Origin of the sequence: Nocardia miyunensis NBRC 108239 (assembly GCF_001613065.1) — a bacterium.
Classification (GTDB): Bacteria; Actinomycetota; Actinomycetes; order Mycobacteriales; family Mycobacteriaceae; genus Nocardia; species Nocardia miyunensis.
Genome location: NZ_BDBQ01000040.1, coordinates 97,106 through 118,314, shown reverse-complemented (window position 1 = coordinate 118,314; position 21,209 = coordinate 97,106). Strand labels below are relative to the sequence as shown.

Annotated in this window: 19 protein-coding genes; 10 read left to right on the top strand and 9 right to left on the bottom strand. The window is 66.8% G+C overall.

What is annotated here, in order from left to right; genetic code table 11:
- Positions 1-254: 254 nt before the first annotated feature.
- Genes NM2_RS17625 through NM2_RS17610 form a run of 4 tightly spaced genes read left to right on the top strand, consistent with a single transcriptional unit; the run spans position 255 to position 4,416 of the window.
- Positions 255-1,565, top strand: coding sequence for an ABC transporter substrate-binding protein (locus NM2_RS17625; RefSeq protein WP_067669889.1), 1,311 nt, complete (start codon positions 255-257; stop codon positions 1,563-1,565).
- Between the two features lie 2 nt (positions 1,566-1,567).
- Positions 1,568-2,413 (top strand): carbohydrate ABC transporter permease, encoded by an 846-nt coding sequence (locus tag NM2_RS17620; RefSeq protein ID WP_067669887.1) that lies wholly within the window; start codon positions 1,568-1,570, stop codon positions 2,411-2,413.
- On the top strand, positions 2,410-3,294 hold the full coding sequence (locus NM2_RS17615) for a carbohydrate ABC transporter permease (protein ID WP_067669885.1): 885 nt from the start codon (positions 2,410-2,412) through the stop codon (positions 3,292-3,294). Before NM2_RS17620 ends, NM2_RS17615 begins: the two co-directional genes overlap by 4 nt.
- A 27-nt stretch (positions 3,295-3,321) precedes the next feature.
- Positions 3,322-4,416 carry an ABC transporter ATP-binding protein gene (locus NM2_RS17610; RefSeq protein ID WP_067669883.1) on the top strand — a complete coding sequence of 365 codons (1,095 nt, stop codon included), beginning with the start codon at positions 3,322-3,324 and terminating at the stop codon, positions 4,414-4,416.
- Between the two features lie 69 nt (positions 4,417-4,485).
- On the opposite strand, the gene NM2_RS17605 is transcribed toward NM2_RS17610, so the two are convergent.
- On the bottom strand, positions 4,486-6,084 hold the full coding sequence (locus NM2_RS17605) for a GMC oxidoreductase (protein WP_084531170.1): 1,599 nt from the start codon (positions 6,082-6,084) through the stop codon (positions 4,486-4,488).
- Between the two features lie 347 nt (positions 6,085-6,431).
- Here NM2_RS17605 and NM2_RS17600 point away from each other — a divergent pair, with 347 nt between their 5' ends.
- Together NM2_RS17600 and NM2_RS17595 are read left to right on the top strand one after the other, a co-directional pair.
- Positions 6,432-7,037, top strand: a complete 606-nt coding sequence (locus NM2_RS17600; protein WP_245718083.1) for a TetR/AcrR family transcriptional regulator — start codon at positions 6,432-6,434, stop codon at positions 7,035-7,037.
- Between the two features lie 350 nt (positions 7,038-7,387).
- Positions 7,388-8,446: a PucR family transcriptional regulator gene (locus NM2_RS17595; RefSeq protein ID WP_169816184.1), complete on the top strand. Its 1,059-nt coding sequence runs from the start codon at positions 7,388-7,390 to the stop codon at positions 8,444-8,446.
- A gap of 76 nt (positions 8,447-8,522) precedes the next feature.
- On the opposite strand, the gene NM2_RS17590 is transcribed toward NM2_RS17595, so the two are convergent.
- The 3 genes from NM2_RS17590 to NM2_RS17580 all read right to left on the bottom strand — a co-directional run bounded on the left by NM2_RS17590 (position 8,523) and on the right by NM2_RS17580 (position 11,881).
- The gene (locus NM2_RS17590) at positions 8,523-9,113 is read right to left on the bottom strand and encodes a TetR/AcrR family transcriptional regulator (protein WP_067669880.1); all 591 of its coding nucleotides are present in this window, start codon (positions 9,111-9,113) and stop codon (positions 8,523-8,525) included.
- A 215-nt stretch (positions 9,114-9,328) separates the two neighbouring features.
- Entirely contained in the window at positions 9,329-10,609 is a 1,281-nt protein-coding gene (locus NM2_RS17585; protein WP_067669878.1) for an ATP-binding protein, read from the bottom strand.
- A gap of 309 nt (positions 10,610-10,918) precedes the next feature.
- Positions 10,919-11,881, bottom strand: coding sequence for a LysR family transcriptional regulator (locus NM2_RS17580; protein ID WP_067669876.1), 963 nt, complete (start codon positions 11,879-11,881; stop codon positions 10,919-10,921).
- A gap of 104 nt (positions 11,882-11,985) precedes the next feature.
- On the opposite strand from NM2_RS17580, the gene NM2_RS17575 reads away from it, so the two are divergent.
- Positions 11,986-13,368 carry an MFS transporter gene (locus NM2_RS17575; protein WP_067669992.1) on the top strand — a complete coding sequence of 461 codons (1,383 nt, stop codon included), beginning with the start codon at positions 11,986-11,988 and terminating at the stop codon, positions 13,366-13,368.
- On the top strand, positions 13,365-14,135 hold the full coding sequence (locus NM2_RS17570; RefSeq protein WP_067669875.1) for a 3-hydroxybutyrate dehydrogenase: 771 nt from the start codon (positions 13,365-13,367) through the stop codon (positions 14,133-14,135). Before NM2_RS17575 ends, NM2_RS17570 begins: the two co-directional genes overlap by 4 nt.
- Positions 14,136-14,149: 14 nt before the next feature.
- On the opposite strand, the gene NM2_RS17565 is transcribed toward NM2_RS17570, so the two are convergent.
- The 5 genes from NM2_RS17565 to NM2_RS17545 form a co-directional block, all read right to left on the bottom strand.
- Complete coding sequence (locus NM2_RS17565) at positions 14,150-15,058, bottom strand: ABC transporter permease (RefSeq protein WP_084531168.1); 909 nt, start codon at positions 15,056-15,058, stop codon at positions 14,150-14,152.
- Between the two features lie 12 nt (positions 15,059-15,070).
- The gene (locus NM2_RS17560; protein WP_067669874.1) at positions 15,071-15,850 is read right to left on the bottom strand and encodes an ABC transporter ATP-binding protein; all 780 of its coding nucleotides are present in this window, start codon (positions 15,848-15,850) and stop codon (positions 15,071-15,073) included.
- Positions 15,850-16,920: an ABC transporter substrate-binding protein gene (locus tag NM2_RS17555; protein WP_067669873.1), complete on the bottom strand. Its 1,071-nt coding sequence runs from the start codon at positions 16,918-16,920 to the stop codon at positions 15,850-15,852. Before NM2_RS17555 ends, NM2_RS17560 begins: the two co-directional genes overlap by 1 nt.
- Before the next feature lie 167 nt (positions 16,921-17,087).
- Entirely contained in the window at positions 17,088-18,155 is a 1,068-nt protein-coding gene (locus NM2_RS17550) for a phosphotriesterase family protein (protein ID WP_067669872.1), read from the bottom strand.
- Positions 18,156-18,291: 136 nt separating this feature from the next.
- Positions 18,292-19,455, bottom strand: coding sequence for a methylenetetrahydrofolate reductase C-terminal domain-containing protein (locus tag NM2_RS17545; RefSeq protein ID WP_084531164.1), 1,164 nt, complete (start codon positions 19,453-19,455; stop codon positions 18,292-18,294).
- Between the two features lie 36 nt (positions 19,456-19,491).
- Here NM2_RS17545 and NM2_RS17540 point away from each other — a divergent pair, with 36 nt between their 5' ends.
- Positions 19,492-20,298: a BMP family ABC transporter substrate-binding protein gene (locus NM2_RS17540; RefSeq protein ID WP_067669869.1), complete on the top strand. Its 807-nt coding sequence runs from the start codon at positions 19,492-19,494 to the stop codon at positions 20,296-20,298.
- Between the two features lie 180 nt (positions 20,299-20,478).
- Complete coding sequence (locus NM2_RS17535) at positions 20,479-21,201, top strand: GntR family transcriptional regulator (RefSeq protein ID WP_084531162.1); 723 nt, start codon at positions 20,479-20,481, stop codon at positions 21,199-21,201.
- Positions 21,202-21,209 lie beyond the last annotated feature (8 nt).

The window sequence follows — 21,209 nt, the reverse complement described above, 5'->3', positions numbered from 1 at the left end:
GCTCGGATTCGGGCAGCGGTGGCCGGTGTTCACGTACGCGCGCGGCCTCATCGACCACGCGCCCGAGTGTATCACGATGCCGCCGTAGGACATTCGCATCGGCCAGTCCGCCACACAGGGGCCGCATCGGCACGAACCGTGATGTAACGGGCATGTTCCTTCCTGTCGGTTCCTTTGACAATCACCCTTGCGGCACTTAAGTTCCACCCTGGCAACGTGCTGTAGGTCACTGCTAGTGCTGCAAGGGGCAAGGGATGCCACCACTGGGAACGACGCGCAGATCCCTGCTGCACGCGGCGGGTATCGGCGCGGCGGCGCTCACCGCGGCGGCATGCACCGGCTTCGCCACCACCGGTGGTGGCGCGATGATCCTGCTGTCCACCCAGTTTCGGCCCGCGGACGAGGCCGAACGCTTCCGGGCCCTGCTGGGCCGGACCGCACCCGGCGTCAGCTATGTGACCGTCGAGGAGGGCCCGTTCTCGACGCAGGTGCGCAGTCAGGTGGGGGCGGGTTCGACGAAGATCGGGCTGCTCGCCGGTCTGCACGGCGACCTGGCCCCGCTGGCCCCGAAATACCTGCGGGACTTGACCGGGTTGCTCATCGATCTCGGAAACCGCGGCTGGTCCCCGGATTACCTGCAGCTCGCGAAGGCCGGCACCGACCGCACCTGGTACATCCCCTGGGCCACAGCGAGTTACGTCCTCGCCGCACACGCCGACGCGCTGGAGCACCTGCCCTCCGGCGCCGATGCGGCGGCGCTGACCTACGACCAGTTTCTCGACTGGGCCGTCGCGGCGCGCCGCGCCAACGGCAATCGCCCGATGCTGGGCCTGCCCGCGGGCCCGAAAGGCCTGCTGCACAGGTTCACTCAGGGTTATCTGCTGCCGTCGTTCACCGGCGGCCAGATCACCACGTTTCGTTCCGCCGAGGCCGTGACCGCCTGGGAGTATTTCCGCGAGCTGTGGGCCAACTGTGTCCCGGCGAGCACGACCTACGACTTCATGCAGGAGCCGCTCGAGAGCGGCGAGGTGCGCATGGCCTGGGATCACGTGGTGCGCTTGGTACACGCACCCGAACGCGATCCGCAGAATTGGCGGATGATGCCCGCGCCGCGCGGCAAGCACGGACTGGGCTACATGGCCGTGCTGGCCGGGCTGGCAATTCCCGAGGGCTGCCCGGATTTCGAGCTGGCACAGCGCACCATCACCGCATTCGCCCAGCCGGACAAGCAGATCGCGCTGCTGCGCTCCAATGGTTTCTTCCCTGCCGTCAGCGCGGCGATCCCGCAAGATCTGCCCCCTGCGATAAAACTCGAGGCCGATGCGGTGCAACGCCAGCAGCAGGCGCCCGGCGCGATCGTCTCGCTGCCGCCGGTGGGCCTGGGCCGGCGCGAGGGTGAGGTGAGCAAGGTGTTCCAAGACAGTTTTCGCTCGATCGTGCTGGGCGGGGCCGATATTCGATCGACACTGGATCAGCAGGCGCGGGTGCTGCAAGGCATCCTCGACGACCTGAAGGTGCCGTGCTGGGCCCCCGACCCGGCCGCCGAACTGTGTCGGGTGGAGTAGCCATGACCGCACGATCGCGCTCCCCGTGGATGCTGCTGCTGCCCTCGCTGGTGCTGATGGCGGCGCTGTTCGGCTGGCCGCTGGTACAGGGCGTGCTGGCCGCCTTCGGAAACGGTCACGGCTTCACGCTCGCCAACTGGCAGCGTCTGTTCGGTGATCCGTACTTCCTGAAAGCGCTGCGGAATACGTTGCTGCTGCTCGTCATCGTCGTCCCGATCCAGCTGGCGCTCGCGGTCGGGATGGCGCTGCTGCTGCAGTCCCGGCCCGGATTCGCCAGTGGGCACTTCTATCTCTGGTGCCTGCCACTGGCGATCTCGGAGCTGGCCGCGGGCCTGGTGTGGCTGTCGATCTTCGGCAACCGCGGATACCTGAATTCGCTGCTGGTATGGCTCGGGCTGTCCCACGACGGGGTGCAGTGGTTGAGCTACCAGCACACCGGCACCATGCTGTTGGCCGTCGTGCTCGCCGAGATCTGGCGTGCCACTTCGCTGGTGTTCGTCATCGTGGTCGCGGGAGTGCAGCTGATTCCGCGAGATTACGACGAGGCCGCACAAGTTTTCGGCGCGAGCCTCTGGCAGCGGCTGCGGCACGTCACGCTGCCGCTGCTCGGACCGAGCCTGCAGGCGGCGCTGATCCTGCGAACCATCCTGGCGCTGCAGGCCTTCGCGGTCGCGCAGGCCTTGACCGGGCGCGATTTCCCACTGCTGGTCGGCGAGACGTATCAGTGGTACTCGAATCTGCAGAATCCCGCGGTCGCGAGCTGCGTTTCCCTTGTCGTGCTGGTTATTTCGCTCGGCACCGCGGTGTTGTATCTGCGGACCGTGCGGCAGCCGGAGGGTGCACGATGAGCGAGGTGATCCCGAACACCGTTGCCGCCGAGTCGCGAACCGTCCTCCCGCCGGTCGACCGGACACCGCTGCGCAGGCGGCGGTGGCGGGCCGTAGGTGTCCAGCTGGGATGCATCGCGGTGACAGTGTTCATGGCGTTGCCGATCGTGCTCATCGGGCTGTCGGCGGTGTCCTCCCGCGAGACCCTCGACGAGTTTCCGAAACCGTTGATCCCCGACCACTTTTCGGGCGAAACGCTGTCGTCGTTCTTCCGGGCGACGGGCACGGTGCCCGCCTTCGGTAATTCGGTGCTGGTCGGGCTCTACACGGTGTTCTGGTCCCTGGTGATCGGCGCGCCCGCGGGATATGCGCTGGCGCGCTACGCGTTCCGCGGTAAGGACACCTATCAGGTCTTCATCCTGCTGGTCCGCGCGTTGCCGATCGTGGTGCTGTCGGTGCCGCTGGCGACGATCTTCCTGCACGCCCACGTCTACGACACCGTGCTGGCTGTGACACTCGTGCACACCACACTGGCCCTGCCGACCACCGTGCTCATCACTGCGAGCATCTTCGTCGCGGTGCCGGCCGATCTGGAGGAGGCCGCCCAGGTCTTCGGCTGCACGCGCTGGCAGGCCGCCCGCAAAGTGGTTGTGCCGCTGGCGCTTCCGGGACTGGCAGCCTCGTCGATCTTCACCTTCGTGCTGTCCTGGAACGAGATCCTCGGCGCGACGATCGTGACGCTGGGCCACCGCACGCTGCCGGCACAGGTGCTCACCTCGCTGTCGGAGGCCTCGGCGCCGTACCGCTTCGCGGGCGGGTTCGCGCTGATCATCCCGGCGCTGTTGTTCATCCTGGTGATGCGCCGCTATCTGGTGAACATGTGGGGGACGACGCTTCGATGAAAGACCTTCCGACGACAGGGATCTGCGATGGCTGAGGTGGTCCTTCGTGACCTGGTGAAGACCTATCCCGGCGGCACGGGACGCGCCACCGACGAGGTATCACTCGAGATCGCCGACGGCGAATTCGTGGTGCTGCTCGGGCCTTCCGGCTGCGGCAAGACGACATTGCTGCGGATGATCGCCGGACTGGAAGTGCCGGACTCGGGGCAGATCGTGATCGGCGGCCGGGACGTCACCTATCTCGAACCGCGACGGCGCAACCTGTCGATGGTGTTCCAGTCCTATGCGGTGTTCCCCAACAAAAAGGTCTCCGACAACATCGGTTTCGGGCTGCGCATGCGCGGGGTTTCGGGTGAGGAGGTACGGCGCAAGGTCGCCTGGGCCGCCGAACTGCTACAGCTCACACCGTATCTCGATCGCTATCCGGCGAAGCTTTCCGGCGGGCAGCGCCAACGGGTCGCGGTGGCCCGCGCGATCGTGATGGACGCCGACGTCCTGCTCATGGACGAGCCGTTGTCGAATCTGGATGCCCTGCTGCGCATGTCGTTTCGCGCCGAGTTGAAGAAGCTGGTCGCCGAGCTCGGTACCACGACGATCTATGTCACGCACGACCAGGTGGAGGCGCTGTCGCTGGGCGACCGGGTGGCGGTCATGCGCGCGGGCGTGGTGGTTCAGTGCGGCGCGCCCACCGAGGTATACGACGATCCCGCAACGGAATTCGTCGGCGGATTCCTCGGCGGCCCGCCCATGAACTTCCTCACCGGGACGATCGCGGCCGGCGAGTCCGGCCCCCGCCTCGATCTGGGAGGCCAATCGCTGCCCGCACCCGCCGCCTTGTCCACCTTCGCGGGGAAGACGATCAGGCTCGGCATCCGCCCCGAGTCCATCGTCGTGAACGGCGAGCACCCCGGCCATGCGGTAGACGCCGAACTCCAGGTTTTCGAACCCCTCGGCTCCGCCACCCTGCTCACCACCACCATCGCCGGGCAGACGGTGAAAGTCCAAGCGCCACCGGCCTTCCGCGCCGAACCCGGCACCGTGCTGTCGCTCCACCTCCCCTGGCAATCCCATCGCTGGTACGACCCGGAGACCGGCCTGCTGCTGCCGACCGACCGTGAATAGCGCGCCCTCGCACCGAGCTCGACAGCCGGGCGCAGGGGCTCCAGTGTGGGTCCTGGGACCAGCCGCATCTCAGATGATCGTGCCCACGTCCTGTCGGACGAGATTGTCCAGCGCACGTTCGGCGACCGCCGCGATGGTCATCGAGGGATTGCAGGCCGCGCTGTTGCCGGGGATGAGCGCACCGTCGAGCACGTAGAGGCCGCGCTGTCCGTGGACCCGGCCATCCAGATCGCACACCGGGCCCATGGGCGCCCCGCCCAGCGGATGCCAAGTGGACGGCAATGCCGCGTTGGTGTCGGTGAGCACGCTCGACGAACCCGCCACCTTGTGGACCAATGGTCCGATGTGGCCGTTCTGCGCGACGGCGTCGCCCTCCTCGGCCCATCGCAGGATGGCTTCGTCGGAGGCCGACTTGTAGACGAAGCGTCCGCGGGCATCGCTGACGCCGTAGCCGACCAGCATCGTGGTGCGCGCATCGATGCCCATCGGGGGAATCGATGCTTGGATCACGGTCGCGGCAGTGGCAGGGTTGTCCCAGTTCAGGCTGCCGTACACGACCGGTCCGCCCTGCGGGTAGCCGACATCGGCGTCCAAGGGAGTCCAGGTGTAGATCCGGTCGCCGTTGGTGCCCCAGCTGCCGCCGAGTCCGTCCGGCATGTCCGGGATCCGGCCCGTGGCAGCGGCGCGCACGAGCAGCCGCGTGGTGTTGAGACTGCCCGCGGCCATCACCAGCGCCGGAGTGGTCAGGATCTTGTTCTCCACGACCCTGCCCGAGGCATCGGTCCGGTCCACGTGCACGGTCCAACGCCCGTCCTCGGCGCGTTCGACATCGGTGACATGGTGCAGCGGCGCGACGCTGACTCGCCCGGTGGCCTCCGCGGCGGCCAGATAGGTGACATCAACCGAGTGCTTGCCGCCGTTGTTCACTCCGAGCGCGCCGTCACCGTTGGTGTACGAGGGTTTCATCTTGCCGTGGATCTCGTCGACCGCGTAGTTCCAGTCGATCGGCATCGGAATCTTCGACACCGGTAGCCCGGCTTTTCGCACATGGTCCGCGAACACTCGCACGGCCCTGTAGTTGGGGGTGTTGATCAATTCGTCAGGGGCCACAGCGATCTGCAGCATCTTCGCCACTCGGGGGTAGTGGACCCGGTGCATGGTGTCCCAGTCCAACTGCTCCGGAAGTTGCCTGTTGAACACCTCTTTCGCGGGTTCGAGTGCCATGCCCTGGTAGACCAGCGATCCGCCGCCGACCCCGGCCGCGCACAAGGCGGTCATGTTCTCCCCGACGACCGCTTCGAGCAGGCCGGCGTACGGATCGAACGCGACGGGCTTGCCGAACAACTGCGGCGCCGACTTGTACCACAGGATCCGTTTGTCGGGAGCTGTTGCGCGCGGGAAGGTTTCGGAGTTCGGCCCGGCCGGCCACCGCAATCCGCGTTCCAGTACCAGAACCGGCACACCGGCCTGAGCCAACCGCAGCGCGGTGACCCCGCCGCCGAAACCCGATCCGATCACGATCACCCGATGGTCCTCACGGACGACCCGCACTCTGGCGATATCGGCGCCTATGCCACCGGCGGTGGCGGTTCCCGATCTCGCCCCCGCACCGGCTATCCCCGCCGCTACCGCCCCACCCAGAAATGAACGACGGGTGATGACAGACATTGATCGACCTCCAAAGCACGCGGAAAACACTCGACATCGAATTCACCTCGACGAGCGGCAACCGGCGAAGAATCGAGAACGCTCGAATTCCGCACGGCACTGCCACGGATCAGTAATGGATGACCTGCACCGATGTGGGTTGCACGAAGAAATGAAACCCATTCGGACTGCGGACACGACGTTAGTGGCCGATATGGGAAGACTCGATCCGGCGAGTGGGTTTCCGGGAATTCAACAGGCGCGCAAGCGAAGAAGCTGACCTCACCCACAACAACCCCGGCGATATCCGGTTCGAGGCGCTAGCCGATCGGCTACTGTCCCGATGAGTGATCGCCTATTCTCGTGCTGTGAGTTCCGTGGACACGGTGTCGGCAAGCTCGGCGGATCGTGGTGCGTACAGCCCAGCGCAGGCTCGAACGATCGCCGCGGCGGTGGAGTTGTTCAGCCGGCACGGGGTGAGCGGGACCTCGCTGCAGATGATCGCCGATGCGGTCGGCGTGACCAAGGCGGCGATCTATTTCCAGTTCCGGACGAAGTTCGACATCGTGCTCGGTGTGGCTACCAGCGAATTGGCCTGGCTCGAGGCCGCGGTGGACGAGGCCGAAGCCCAGCAATGCGATGTGACCGCCCGCGAGGTTCTGCTCAGCAGGATGATCGACCTGACCGTCGAACGGCGCGGCTTCGTCGGAATGCTGCAGACCGATCCGGTCATCGCCGAATTCCTCGCCGACTACGAGCCGTTTCATCGCGTGATGGATCGACTGTTCGCGGTGCTCGAGACGGGCGATTCGACAGGAACGACCGAGGTACCGACCTCGATGCTGATGGCAGCCATCGGCGGCGCCGCCACGCATCCGTTGGTCGCGAATTTCGACAACGCAACCCTACGGCTGCATCTTATGCACCTGACGCAACGGCTCTTCCGACTCCCGGCCGAGGATCACCCGACGTAATCCGCCGTTCGACGACCGAACTGGTGTAGGGCCCACCCACGACAACGGGGGCCTTGCCCTCGACTTGCCGTTCGGCTAGCCTCAGCCTAGCTGATCGGCTAGCCGACGATGCGATGTTCGCGATGCGCGATATTTCGGCCTCGCGTGCCGTTCACAACTCGACGATGAGAAGCGGAGGCCGAGATGAACCGGCACAGTTTATCGAGGAGAACTGCCCGTACATTCCTGCGCAGGTTCTCAGCACGGTGGATATCGGCATCTTTCATTGCCACACGAGAATGCACCGATCGAAACACCTGACATTTCACGCGATCTCCTTCGTCGATCCCTTCCGAAACCCAGGTGGTTCGATGTCTCTCACGCTCTCATCGCTGCCCGCGCTTTCCGACCAGGTGCTGACGCGCGCCTGTCGCGTGCTGGTCAACTCGATCATCGGCCGCAACCCGTCCCCCACCCAGATCACACACGAGGCCGAGACGGCCGCGATCGAATGGGCGCAGGCGGGAATCCCTCTGGAGACGGTGCACAAACACCTGACCGACAGCGTGATGAACGCGGCTCGTCGCGACACTGTTCCCACGGCCGGTGCCCGACTGCCGGATGCGGTCGTCGAGACTCTGACCGCGGTTCTGGCGACCATCTCGACTGCGTATCTGACCGAACTGTGTGACCAGCAGTCACCGCGCCAACGCCTGATGTCCGCGTTACTCGACGGTGCGGATCCCACCGCCCTCGCGCGCGAGTGTGGCATCGCCGTCGCGCAGTCCTACGCGGTGGTGGCCCTGGCCTTTCCCGTCCAGGGCAGGCACGGGCCGCTGCGCACCGACTCCAGAACCAGGGTTGTTCTGGAACTGGACCGTCAGACCAGCCGTGCCGCGCTGGCACGGTTGTCGAATCGGGGAGGCACACTGCTCGTACCGTCCCCCCTCGACGACACCGTCCTGGACCGTTTGCTCACGCACCTGTCGTCGGCAGCCGGAGTCGGACTCACTGCGGCCACCACGTCCGCGGCACCGAGTGACGTCGCCGGCGCGGTCCATCACGCACACGAATTGCTCGACCTGGCAATGGTATTCGGCCGCATCGGTAGGTTGTATCGGCTCTCCGACCTGGCGGTCGAATACCAGCTGACGCGCCCTGGACCGGCGCGCGATCAACTCGCTGCCGTGCTCGCCCCGATAGAGGACTCCACGCACCTCATGCAGACCCTGCGCCTGCACCTGCCCGGCGTCCTGAGCCGCCAGGCGATCGCCCACCGGCTCAACATCCACGTCAATACCGTCGACTACCGGCTCAAACGGGTCGCGGCTCTCACCGGCTTCGACCCGTTGACCCCCACCGGCCAGTGGGCATTGTGGTCAGCCGTCATCGCTCGCAGCCAAGCCGGTTTCCTCACCACCGCCAAGTGAGCGCCACGACACCCGGCTCCGTTCTTTGCGGAGCCACCTGCTCGGGTCACGCCCGCCGCTGGTCGCGGCGGTGCCGTCAGTCCGGAAGCTGTAGCAGCCGATGAGTGATGTCGAGCAGATGGGTGTACAGCACCTCGTCGTCGAGGTCGGTCACGAGGGGATGCGTGACCGCACCACCGATAGCGGCCGACACCATCGCGACCTTCACCCTGACGCCGCTGTGACTGGTATCGCCGATATGTGAGGCGATGAGCCGCTCGATCATTCGCTGAAACGGCGCGTTCTCCGCCAAGGACCGAATCATCACCGGATCGGTCTGCAACATTCCGACCAACTGCCGACGCCGCACCACCAGTCCGACCACCTGCTCGACCAGCACCTCACGGACGCGTTCCGCGCTGTCCTGGGACTCAGCGGCGGCCACCGCGGCCTCGAGCCCGTTCAATTCGGACTCGACGGCCGCCAGAACGATCTCGTCCTTGGTCCGGAACTGGTGGTAGATAGCGGCTTTGGTGATCCCGACCGCGTCGGCGATCATCTGCAACGACGTCCCGCCGACGCCGTGTTCGGCGAACAACCGCAGCGCCGTATCGACCGTTCGCTGCTTGGCCGCACTGTAAGGGGGCCGGACCACGACATCACTCGGCGGATCGGCCCACGCTGCCATATCACCGAGCCTAGCCGACCGGCAGGAGGCAGGCCCGTCTCGACGAGCCGAGATGCTCGAACAGTCGACTGCCGCGCGAAACATCGACTACGACAAGTTCATTCGCATGTCCTGCGCGATTCGACTCCCGCGGCGGCGTAGCGGCCATCGAACCGGACATGCAGATCGGGGATCGTCCCGCCCGCGTGGCGGTTTCGTGCTGGGACGGCTGGGTTTCAGAGCCGGGTGTAGTTCGCTTGGTCGTGGTCGAACGCGGTCAGGATCTGCGGGGTCAGGGTCAGGCGGGTATTGGCGATGGCGGCCAGATAGTCCTCGAGGCGGGCGGGTTCGCTTGTTCTCTCGCATATCGCGCGTTCGAACGCCGACTGCGCCCCTGCGCGGGCGGCGTACTCGATGTCCGCGGGGGTGAAGTGATCGGTAGCGCGGACCAACTGGTCGAGGTCGAGGGTCTCGGCGGCGGGGCCCAGGTAGCGCTGCCAGATCGCTTTACGCGCGGGCTCGTCGGGCGGGCCGACCGGTATCACGTAGTCGAAACGGCCCGGCCGCAGGAACGCCGGATCCAGCGAGCGCACCGAGTTGGTCGCGCAGATCAGCAGGCGGCTGTAGTTCTCCCGGAAGCCGGGTATCAGCTTGAGCAGTTCGTTCGTCACACCATGGGCCGGACTGGTCGCCTTGCCGTCGCGGGCACCGGCGATCTCCTCCACCTCATCGATGAACAGCAGCAGTTCATCGAGTTCGGCCAGGTCCGCGAACACCTCACGCAGTGCTGCCGCGAGCCCGCCGCCGGCTGTCGTGGCCAGTCGAGCGGGGAACAACTCTACGAACGGCCACCCGAGCCGCGACGCGACGGCTTTGGCGAAGCTGGTCTTACCGGTACCGGGCGGCCCGAACAGGATGACGCTCTTGGGTGGCCGAACCCGATAGCGCTCGGCGACATCGGGATTCGCCAACGGCAGCACGATCCGTCGCTCGATGATCTCTTTTTCCCGGTCCATTCCCGCCATCGACTGCCACAGCCCGGGCGGCAGCAGGCGCCCGCCCAATTCGGTCAGCAGACCGGCCTGCGCGGGTGCCAACGGCTCGACCAGTTCGTAGTAGACCAAACCAGTCCTGCGCTGGTATCCGGAGTGCTCGAACGCGACCGATCCGGTGGCTCCCTCGGTGACCAGGGTGCAGATCCGCCGCACGCCGTCCGCGCGCAGCCGCCGCTCCAGGTCGGTCAGCAACGCACTGCCGATCCCACGCTGCCGCCACTGGGCACCGAGTGCCACCAGCAGCACCCACGCACGCTCACCCTGAATCTGTGCGACCGCCATGCCGACGATCTCCTCGCCGACCTCGGCCACCACCGCCGGCTGCCCCGCCCGCGCGGACCCCAGCACCTCTGCCAACGCGAACACCGGCTCGTCCGCACCGGCCGCACGACTCTGCTCCCAGATCTGAATCGCCTGATCCAGATCAGCGTCACGAAATTCGCGTAGTCGCCATACCGACATACACACCTCGACCAGCTATCCAAGAGCAATCGAACCGCTCCCCCCAGTAAACACCCACCGGCATCTCGGCAAGGCGACCGGTCGACAATTTGCGGACCCATCAATACCGTCGCCCGCCTTCGTAGCGCCTCGATCGCCGGGACACTCGACCACCCGGTCGGCCTGGATATCTCGCTTCACCTCGTCAGGTCGCTCGCAATCGGTGACTGCCGTGATCGATGAACGCCAGACTGCGGATGGAGCTCGATTCCTTTCTCGAATATTGTTGCCGCGCTTTCTTTTTCGCTGTGCGCTTCTGGCCAGCAGGGATCAATCCCGCTGGTTGGCCGACGGTCCGCCGAGCAGGGCGGCGCGTTCGGCGCGTACGCGGGTGAGAAGTGCGTCGACGAGGACGGCTACTTCCGGGCGGCGGAGGGTTTCGGGGCGGGCGACGAGCCAGTAGGTGAGCCGCACGGCGACCGAGCCGGGCAGGACGCGGATCAGGTCGGGGTGGCGGTCGGCCATGAAGCAGGGCAGCAGGCCGATGCCTGCGGCCGCGCGGGTGGCTTCGACATGGACGAACACGTTGGTTGAGGTGACGGATTCGCGCATGGTGGGGACGAAGCTGGGCGCCAGGTCGAGGTCGTCGACCTGGAGCATGGAATCGACGAAGTAGACCAGTGGGTGGTTGGCCAGGTCGGCCGGTGACTGCGGGATGCCGTGGGCGTCGAAGTAGGGCTGGGTGCCGTAGAGGCCGAGCACGTAGTCGCCGAGCGGGATGGCGCGGGCGCGGCGCACGCTCGGTTCGCCGACGACGATCTCGAGGTCGAGGCCGGACCGCTGCGGCGATGCGCGGCGGGTTGCGGCAATGATTTCCACCGTGATCCCTGGATGCCGGCGCCGGACCTCGGCCACGGCCGGGGCAGCGATATAGGCACTGAAGCCGTCGGTGGCCGACATGCGGACCACCCCCTGCAGAACCCGCCCGCCCTGCTCGTCGCCGACGAGGGCGCGGACCGCGGATTCGACTGCCTCGGCCGCGGTCAGTGCCGCACGGCCGCGGTCGGTCAATTCCCATCCGCCGGGACCTCGGCTGAGCACGCGGCCGCCGAGCGCGCGCTCGAGGTTGGTGATGCGGCGCGAGATGGTGGTGTGGTTGATGCCCAATTCCTCGGCCGCCGAGACATAACGCCCGGTCCGGGCGACCGCCAGGAGCACAAGCAGATCATCAGGATTCGGATGCACCCCTGCCATATCTGCATTCTTGCAGACATGCGGTGCGAGATTCGCCATTGATCCGGAATTGAATGTGCACGAATACTCAATTCCCTGATCCAATTGTGTGCCGCATCACAGATGAGGGGTGATGTGGCGGCAATCACGAAGGAGTGATGGCGATGAGCGTGCTCGATGCGCGGCCACCGGGTTCCGAGCCCCTGGGGAGCGAGTTGCGGCGTGTAGCAATGGCTTCCATGGCCGGCACCGTCGTGGAGTGGTATGAGTTCTTCCTCTACGGCACGGCGGCCACGCTGGTGTTCAGCAAAGTGTTCTTCCCGGCCGGACACAGTGAATTGGATGGGGTACTCGCCGCGTTCGTCACCTATGCGGTCGGGTTCGCGGCTCGGCCGTTGGGCGGGATCGTGTTCGCGCACTTCGGCGATCGACACGGCCGCAAGTCGCTGCTACAGGTCAGCCTGTTGACGGTCGGCGCTGCCACGTTTCTGATGGGTTGCCTGCCGACCTTCCCGCAGGTCGGGTACTGGGCTCCGGCACTTCTGGTGCTGTTGCGGTTCATTCAGGGATTCGCCTTGGGTGGTGAATGGGGAGGCGCGGTCCTGCTGGTGGCCGAGCACAGCCCCAACCGCAACCGTGGGTTCTGGGCCTCTTGGCCGCAGGCCGCGGTGCCGCTGGGCAATATCCTGGCAACTGTCGTGCTGCTGGTGCTGACCTCGGCGCTGTCGAATGCCGCGTTCCTCTCGTGGGGCTGGCGCGTCGCGTTCTGGCTGTCGGCGGTCGTGGTGCTGGCCGGCTATTACGTGCGCACGAAGGTGCGAGAAGCCCCGATCTTCGTTGCGGCACAACAAGAATCCGAACAGCAGGACGCGGCCGCATCCGGCGTGCTCGAGGTGGTACGCCGCTACCCACGGGCTGTGCTGACCGCGATGGGGCTGCGGTTCGCCGAAAACATCGTCTACTACCTACTGGTCACTTTCTCGGTCACCTACCTCAAAGAACACGTCGGGGTGAAGACCGGCGCGATCCTGTGGTGGCTGCTCGTGGCCAACGCGGTGCACTTCGTGGCCATCCCGTGCATGGCCCGGCTCAGCGACGGAATCGGGCGCAGGCCCCTGTATCTCGCCGGGGCCATCGGGGCGATGGTCTGGGGATTCGTCGGCTTCCCGATGATGGACAGCGGCCGCGGCGTGGTCATCGTGCTCGCGATCGCGCTCGGCCTGGTCGCACACGCTGCCATGTATGCCGCGCAGCCGGCCATCATGGCGGAGATGTTCCCCACCCGGATGCGCTACTCCGGTGTGTCCCTGGGATCTCAGGTGACCGCGATCTTCGCCGGCTCACTGGCGCCGATCATCGCCGTCCGGCTGCTCGAGGTCTACCGGTCCTCGGTACCCATCGCGATCTATCTCGCCCTCGCCGGTGTGGTCACCATCGTCGCGGTCCTGGCCGCCCGGGAGACCGCGGGCGCGGATCTCACCGAACTCGACCGGACCGCCGCATCTCACCTGCCACCCGAACCCGAGCCGAAAGTGAGTCCCGCGTGACCCGGACGTATTCCCCGAGCCGAGGCGCCCTCACCGGGCGGACCGCACTGGTCACCGGCGGCGCCAGCGGGATCGGCCTGGCCTGCGCACGGGAACTGGCCGCCCGCGGAGCCTCGGTGACCGTCGCCGACATCGACGGTGTGCGCGCCGAACAGGTCGCCGGCGAGATCGGCGGGACCGCATGGCAAGTCGACCTCAGCCGGGTGGGCGGACTCGAGACCCTGCGCCTGAACTGCGACATCCTGGTCAACAATGCCGGCGTGCAGACCGTCAGCCCGATCGCGGACTTCCCGCCGGACCGGTTCCGCACCATGCTCACGCTGATGGTCGAGGCGCCGTTCCTGCTCGTCCGCGCGGCATTGCCACACATGTACGAACACGGCTACGGGCGCATCGTCAACATCTCCAGCGTGCACGGAACACGAGCCTCGGCCTACAAATCCGCGTACGTCACCGCCAAACACGCCTTGGAAGGCCTGTCCAAGGTCACCGCACTCGAAGGCGCCGAACACGGCGTGACGAGCAACTGCGTCAGCCCCGGCTACGTGCGAACTCCTTTGGTAGACAACCAGATCGCCGAGCAAGCCGAAGCGCACGGCATTCCCGAGCGAGAAGTCGAAGAACGCATCTTCCTGAGCGAGGCGGCCATCAAGCGATTGGTCGAACCAGACGAGGTCGCCGACCTCGTCGGGTGGTTGTGCGGCGACTCGGCCCGCATGGTGACCGGAGCCAGCTACACCATGGACGGCGGATGGAGCGCACGATAACCCTCCAAACCGCCCTACTCGTCCTGCGGGGTCGCTGATTCGTGCCACCGGTGCAGCAGCAGCCACTCGATCAGCGTGACGAGACCGAAGAGCAGGAGGGCGATCACGCTCGCGACGATGACGGCGGCGAACAGCTGCGGGGTCTGCAGCTGGTTCGCGTACCGGGTGATCGCGTAGCCGAGGCCGCCGGCACCGCCACCGATGCCCGCGGCGAACTCGCCGACGATGGCGCCGATCGCGGCCGAACTGGCGCCGATCTTCAGTCCGGTCATGATCTGCGGCACAGCGTGCGGGATCCGCAGGGAGAACAGCTGCGTGCGCGGTGGCGCACCGGCCATCCGGTACAGCTGCACCAGGTTCCGGTCGGTCGACCGCAGTCCCTGGAGCGTGTTCGCCGCGATGGGGAACACCGCCAGCATCGCCGCGATGATGATGTTCGTCGCATTGCCGGCGCCGAACCAGACCACGAAGATCGGCGCGACCGCGATGATCGGCACGGTCTGCAGGATCACCAGGTACGGGTAGACGCCGAGCTCCGCGACACGCCACCGCGCCATCACGAGTGCGACGGCGAAACCGCTGACCGCGGCGAGCAGGAATCCGAGATATGCCTCCTTGATCGTGACGACCGTCGGCTCGACGAGGTCGCTCGCGCCCGTGCGCAGCGCATCGAGGACGTCGAGCGGCCCCGGCACCAGATAGGCCGGCTGTCCGGTCACCTTGACCGCGAACTGCCACAGGGCGATCGCCACGACCGCGAAGACCACCGGGATTCCGGTGCGGGCCAGCTGTTTCGCCCGGCTGCGCCGAGGCGGCCGCACCAGTTCCCGGTCATCGGCCACGTCAGGGTGTTCTGCCGCCGGTTCCACCACGGCCGCGACGTTGGCCGGATTCTCTTGCGCCACATGGACAGAGCGTGTCATCGAACCATTCCTCTAATGCGTGCCGGCGAGCATGCCGGCGATCTCGCGTTCCATGCCGGCCAGCGCGTCCCGGTCACGCGGCGCCGCGGGGTCGGCCGTGGGCGGGCTCGGGGACGTCAGGACCTGCTCGACCCGGCCCGGATGGGCGGCCATCACGACCACACGGTGACCGATGTTCACCGCCTCCGCGATGGAGTGGGTGATGAACAGGGCCGAGAAGTCCTGCAACCGCCACAGATCGAGCAGGACGTCGGACATGTGCGCGCGGGTGAACTCGTCCAGGGCCGCGAACGGCTCGTCGAAGTACATGATCTTCGGTGAGCTCGTGATCGCCCTGGCCAGCGAGACCCGCATCTTCATCCCGCCGGACAGCTGACGGGGCAGCGCACTCGCGAAGTCCGTCAGTCCGACCGTCTCGATCGCCTGCTGCGCGGCCGCGCGGCGTTGCCGCTTCGGCATTTTCTTCAGCTTCGCGACGAGTTCCACGTTGCTGCGGACATTGCGCCACGCCAGCAATGTCGGATCCTGGAACACGTACGCCTGCTCGGTGGCGTGCCGGGTGAGCGTGCCGCGGCTGACCTCGGTGAGCCCGGCGGCCATGCGCAGCACCGTCGTCTTACCGCACCCCGAAGGCCCCACGATGGACACGATCTCACCGGTGCTCACCGTGAGGTCCAGGGGTGTGATCGCGTGGTAGCCGTTGCGGAAGACCTTCTCCACCCCGCGGAACTCGAGCATCGGTGCCCGTCCGCGGGTCCGGGCGGTCGCCGTCTCGGCGGCGCTGGTTGTCATCAGTAGGTGATGGGGTCGTAGGAACCGCTCGGGGCGGCCGGTTTCTCGGCGGCGGGCGCCAGGTTGCCGGTCACGCCGAAGTCCGCCACGTCGTCGACCGAAATGGACTTCTTCACGACACCGAGCTTCGTCATCTGGTCGATCATCGTCTGCCACCGCTCCCGGCTCATCGCGCCGATCTTCGTCGCGCCGTCGCCCGCCAGGATGTACTTGCGCTGCGCGTCCCATTCGAACCACAGCAGCTTGGCGTCCAACGTCTTGTCGACGTCCTCTAGCAAGTGGGTGTTGACGTCCGTGGCGACCTCGACCTCGCCGATGTAGTCGTGCCAGCCCTGGTTGCTCGCGGACACGAACTTCTTCACGATGTCCGGCTGGGCCTTCAGGAAGTTGTCCGTGACGTAGGTGACCGTGTTGTACGGGTCGAAGCCGATGTCGGAGAACGGGAGGAACTTCACCGCCGCACCCTGCTCGTGGGCGATGTATGGCTCGTTCGAGGCGATGCCCTGCTGGACTAGCTTGTCATCATGCAGGAAGTTGGCGAGGCTGCCGGTGTACTGCTGCTGGGCGAAGGTGATGCCGAGCGTTTTCTTCGCCCACTCCGGGCCGAGGACACCCGGCGAGTTGACCCACGTCATGCCGGCGGTGTCTTTCAGGCTGCCGATGCCGGTGTCCGCGTGCACCATCATGCCGGTGGCGCTGTCCTGCATGATCGCGTTGACGGCCTTCAGCGGGATACCTTGTTCGCGGGCGGCGACGATCTCGTTGGATCCGGAGCCGGTGATGCCGAACTGCACTTTGCCGCTGGCGACCAGCTGCGTTCCGGAGACCTGCGGGCCGCCGGGTTCGATCGTGACGTCCAGGCCGGCGGCCTTGTAGTAGCCGAGCTGCTGTGCGGCGTAGAACCCGCCGCTCTCGGCAGTGGGCAACCAGCCCAGGACGACCGTGACCTTGGTCAGCCCGTCCGTGCTCTTGGCGAGGGTGCTCGCAGTGCTCGAACAGCCCGTCAGGACGAGAGCCGCGGTGGCCGCGACGGCGGCGACGCCACGCAATCCGGTGAATATCTTCGACAAGGTGATCTCCTCGATGGGGTGATGAACTCGACGCCTGGCCCGGCTGCTGGCGGGTTGCGGAGGTATGTGAACTTCGTTCGGGCTCAAGGTAAGACGACGGTGTAACGCGATCGTTCGGCGACAATTGCGTCGATGTTTCACACCGTCCGGTTCGGTTACTTCCTGGGTCAGCTCGCGAGCGCGAGCGCTGGATTGGTGATGGTCAGCTCGTCGAACTGCTTCTCCCCCACGCCGCGAGCCAGCAGGCGGGGGCGGATGTTGCTGGACAGGTGGCTCAGCCCCCAGCCGCCGTAGTGGGTGAACTGCGGTTTCATCGCGATGTCGTGGCTCACCAGGAGCTGGTCCCCGAAACCGGCGTCCAGCAGGGACAGCAGCAGGTCGACGCGATGGTGGTCGAAGGATCGCAGGGGATACTCGTCATCCCTGCGCGCGGAGCTGGCCCACTGTTCCATTCCCCAGGTGTCGAGCTCGACCCAGCAGCCACGCCGGGCGACCTCGAAGGCGAACTCCGGCTCCGGGCGCTCGTCGCAGTGGCTGATGATCAGCTTGGCCGGATCCACGCCCAGGGCCAGTACCTCGTCGATCACCGGCAGCGTCGCGAGTGGATCGGGATAGATCGTGCGGTGGATGTTCAATGCCAGTCCGGATTCGAGCTGAGCCAGTGCCGCACCGCGGACAACCTTGCGCTCCTGCGCGGTGGCCGGATTGCCGGTGCCGATCTCGCCGATGACACCGGGACGCACACCGGTCGCGCCGGCGCCGTCGCTGATCTCCTCCAGCAGCACATCCCGGATCACCTCGGCCGAGCAGTGGCGCACGTACGGCGAATGCGAGTGCTCGACGTACTCCCCGCATCCCATCACGACCGTGATCCCGGTCAGTTCGGCCAGCGCGCGCAACGCCTGCGGATCCCTGCCGTAGCCGGGGATGCCCAGATCGACGACCGTGGTTCCGCCCACAGCCGCGAAACCGGCCAGTTCCTCCCGCGCGACGTCGAAGTCGAGCTGCCGCATCGCCGATCGGTACGAGAACGGCTCCAGCTGAACCGCTCCGTGCAGCTCCGCCCGGTAGGGCTGGGTGTACCTCGCCAGCGAATCAACATCGGACGGGTAGATCCACTGCGTACCCGCGTTCGCGATCAGATGCTCATGCGGCAGCGTCACGCCCAAGGCGGTGGCCGCCACCGGACCGGTCACGCTCATCACGGTCTTCCCGTTGAGCTCGTTCCCACTCACGACTCCACCTCACCGACACTCGACTCCGTCGAACGCGGGACACGTTGTGCCCGTGGTTCGTTCCGCTGCGCTGCACTCACCACTCCACCTCGCCGGAGTTCGTCGTGCGCGGGACCGCGCTGCGTTGATCGTTCGCTCATGCGACCGCTCCGGTCTGCGAGGAGGCCTCGACCGGGACGCCCGCGCGCCGCCGCACCTCGGCGATCAGCTCGGCTTGCTCGGCGGACGCGGTGAGCGCGTTCTGCCTGCCGGTGACCGGGGCGAGCAGGCATCCCGCCACGCCGTCGGTCTCGTGCAGTTCCCGCACGGTCTCTGCGGCGATGTCGAGCCCGGTGTCCTGTGGATCCTTGGCGTGGCGTAACCGTTCGAGGATGTGTTCGGGGATCGAGAACCCGCGCAGCCCGGCGTTCACCGCCCGTGCGATCGGCTCATCCGGCATGATCGCGACGCCGCCGAGCAGCGCGAAGGGACGCTCGTCGCCCCGCAGGGCGTTGACCCCGGCGATGAACTCCCGCCAGCGGGGCAGGTCGAAAATATGTTGCGTGACAATGAAATCCGCGCCCGCACGCACCTTCCGCAGGACCTGTCGCGGGCGGTCGCCCAGTGGTGGGGCGAACGGGTGGGCCACACTGCCGAGGTGCAGGTCGGGTTTGACCTCCACCGCTCGGCCGTTGTCGAATCGGCCTTCGGTGCGCAGCCGGTCGGCGATCGCCAGCAGGCGCGGGCTGTCCAGATCGAATACCGCTGTCGCCTCGGGTGAGTCACCGACCAGAACATGATTGCCGGTGACCAGCAACGCATCCCGGACGCCGAGACTGGCCGCGCCCAGCAGGTCTCCCTGCAGGGCGATCCGGTTGCGGTCGCGGCAGCCGAAGGTGGGCATCACCTCGATTCCGGCCGCCTTCAGGTGCGCTACCGCCGCAATGTTTCCCATGTGCACGTTGGCGCCGGAGTGATCGGTGACCGACACGATGTCCGCGACGTTCGACACCACGCGGGCCGCCTCGACGAACGCGCTCGCGTCGGCACTGTCCGCGCCGTTCACCTCGGCGATCACGGCGAACCGTCCCGACTTCAGGCGCTGCTCGAACCGGCTGCCCCCACCGGCGGGGCCCGGCGCGGGAAGATTCGTCAGGAACGTGGTTTCGTCCGCCGCGTACTGCGTCGCCAGGCCCGGATCGAGGAACACGCACGCGTGCTCCGGCGCGGTCTCACAGCCGCCGTCGGCGAATACTCCGCCACAGGGACCGATTTTCATGGATTTGGGACAGCTATGGTGAACGGGCAGCACAGTCTGCATGGTGTCCTCGATTCGGATTGTGGAGAGTGCGGCGGAATGAGTGCGTCGTCAGCGCGGGTCGGAGTGCTGGTCCCGGCACCGGACCGGGATGAAGGATGGATCGGCGGCGCGTGGCAGGCGGTCGACCGCCTCACCGCGACCGGGCTGGAGGTCGAGGCCGCGATCGGAGACTTGCCTGGCGGATGGCTCGGCCGTACCGCGCCCGATGTCGTTGTGCTGCACGGCATCCAGTACTACGACGCGGCGCTCGAACTGCTCGGCGGAACGGAAGGCGCCGTCCGGTCGGTGATCCTCAGCGACGTCCCGCTGGAGTACACCGACGGGGCCGCGGAGCCGCCGCCCGGTCTCACCCTCGTGGACTGGCGCTGGTGGGTGGGCGCGGAGAACGCGGGCCGGGCCGCGGCGGCGGAGACGGCGGGGCCGATCGGTTTCGTCGCGGGGCCCGCGGTGCCGACGCAGCGGCGAACGGCGGCCGCTTTCGTCCGGGGCGTGTCCGCTGTGGATGAGCGGCGGTCGGTCGTCGTGGTCCACCTGCCCGATTTCCGTGACTCCGCCCGAGGCGCGGCCACCGGCGGACACCTGGTGCGGCACTTCGGGTGCGGCCTCGTCGCGCATTCGGCCGACGAGGCGGGCGCAGCGGCAACGGCCGCTGCCCGGGGGCTCGGCGCGACGACCTACGGATTCCTCACACCGGTCGGCGACGACGCGGCGAGCATCCGAAGCGCGATCGCGCCGGTGCTGGAAAACCTGGTCCGCACAGCTGTAGCCGGGACGAAACTGCCGGGCGTTCACACGTGCACATGGGAGGCGGGTGAGATCTGGCTCGAACGCGCGCCTTCGTGACGACGCCGGGAGTACGGGGAGAAGCACACCACGAAGGTAAGACAGCGTTGTAAAGGTCTCGGGTCGCAGCGGTTTCATTCCTGTTGCGTCACAGGATGATTCGGCGAGCACCGGCGCATCTGCCGGGTTACTCTGCTTTCTCACCACCAGAGGTGTCGTTTCAACCGAACAGGAGATTCGATGGCAGACAGGGCGGGCTCCGATTCGCTCCACGAGCAATTGCAGCGCATTTGCCGTGAAGCGGCGGAGATGGGCACACCCCTGCCACCGGAAATCGAACTGGCCCGGCGTCTAGGCGTGTCCCGGCCCATGGTGCGGGAGGCGCTGGTGGGCCTGGAAGCGCACGGGCTCGTCGCCCGCCGAGCTCATCAGGGCACGTTCCCCAACGTGAGCGCCTTCTCCGTGGCACTGCGGATCGACCAGTCCTACGAGCTGTCGAAACTGCTCGAGGACGCTGGTTTCGAGGTCGAGGTCGACGTCATCAGCGTCGAATGGTCCACCCTGGACGACATCGAGGCCGCGGATCTCGCGGTGCCGGCCGGATCGGAGTGCCTGCGGGTGGTGAAGCGCTGGCTCGGCGACGGCACACCGCGGATCGCCGCCGAGGACGTGATCCCCGCACGGCGGCGCGACGATGTCGTCTTCGACACGAAGTACTCGGTCTTCGAGACCGTCGAGGTGCTGCGGGGAGAGTCGGTGGAGTGGGAGTCCGCGAAGATCGGGGCGGTGGTCCCCGAGGGCGCGTGGCGTGAGGTGCTGGCACTCGACGACGCCCGCCCGGCTCTATCGATCACGCTCGTGGGAGCGTCGCTGCACGGCACGCGCCTCTACCGGGCGCACGAGCTGCATCTGATGGACGGCCTGGAGTACGGGATGGTCCGCCGGGCCGTGCGCCGCGGATAGCGCGCGGG

Excerpts from the sequence above, each read along its gene's own strand:
- NM2_RS17625 (WP_067669889.1), top strand. The coding sequence starts at position 255 with ATGCCACCACTGGGAACGACGCGCAGATCCCTGCTGCACGCGGCGGGT.
- NM2_RS17620 (WP_067669887.1), top strand. The coding sequence starts at position 1,568 with ATGACCGCACGATCGCGCTCCCCGTGGATGCTGCTGCTGCCCTCGCTG.
- NM2_RS17615 (WP_067669885.1), top strand. The coding sequence starts at position 2,410 with ATGAGCGAGGTGATCCCGAACACCGTTGCCGCCGAGTCGCGAACCGTC.
- NM2_RS17610 (WP_067669883.1), top strand. The coding sequence starts at position 3,322 with ATGGCTGAGGTGGTCCTTCGTGACCTGGTGAAGACCTATCCCGGCGGC.
- NM2_RS17605 (WP_084531170.1), bottom strand. The coding sequence starts at position 6,084 with ATGTCTGTCATCACCCGTCGTTCATTTCTGGGTGGGGCGGTAGCGGCG.
- NM2_RS17595 (WP_169816184.1), top strand. The coding sequence starts at position 7,388 with ATGTCTCTCACGCTCTCATCGCTGCCCGCGCTTTCCGACCAGGTGCTG.
- NM2_RS17590 (WP_067669880.1), bottom strand. The coding sequence starts at position 9,113 with ATGGCAGCGTGGGCCGATCCGCCGAGTGATGTCGTGGTCCGGCCCCCT.
- NM2_RS17585 (WP_067669878.1), bottom strand. The coding sequence starts at position 10,609 with ATGTCGGTATGGCGACTACGCGAATTTCGTGACGCTGATCTGGATCAG.
- NM2_RS17580 (WP_067669876.1), bottom strand. The coding sequence starts at position 11,881 with ATGGCGAATCTCGCACCGCATGTCTGCAAGAATGCAGATATGGCAGGG.
- NM2_RS17575 (WP_067669992.1), top strand. The coding sequence starts at position 11,986 with ATGAGCGTGCTCGATGCGCGGCCACCGGGTTCCGAGCCCCTGGGGAGC.
- NM2_RS17565 (WP_084531168.1), bottom strand. The coding sequence starts at position 15,058 with ATGACACGCTCTGTCCATGTGGCGCAAGAGAATCCGGCCAACGTCGCG.
- NM2_RS17560 (WP_067669874.1), bottom strand. The coding sequence starts at position 15,850 with ATGACAACCAGCGCCGCCGAGACGGCGACCGCCCGGACCCGCGGACGG.
- NM2_RS17545 (WP_084531164.1), bottom strand. The coding sequence starts at position 19,455 with ATGCAGACTGTGCTGCCCGTTCACCATAGCTGTCCCAAATCCATGAAA.
- NM2_RS17540 (WP_067669869.1), top strand. The coding sequence starts at position 19,492 with ATGAGTGCGTCGTCAGCGCGGGTCGGAGTGCTGGTCCCGGCACCGGAC.
- NM2_RS17535 (WP_084531162.1), top strand. The coding sequence starts at position 20,479 with ATGGCAGACAGGGCGGGCTCCGATTCGCTCCACGAGCAATTGCAGCGC.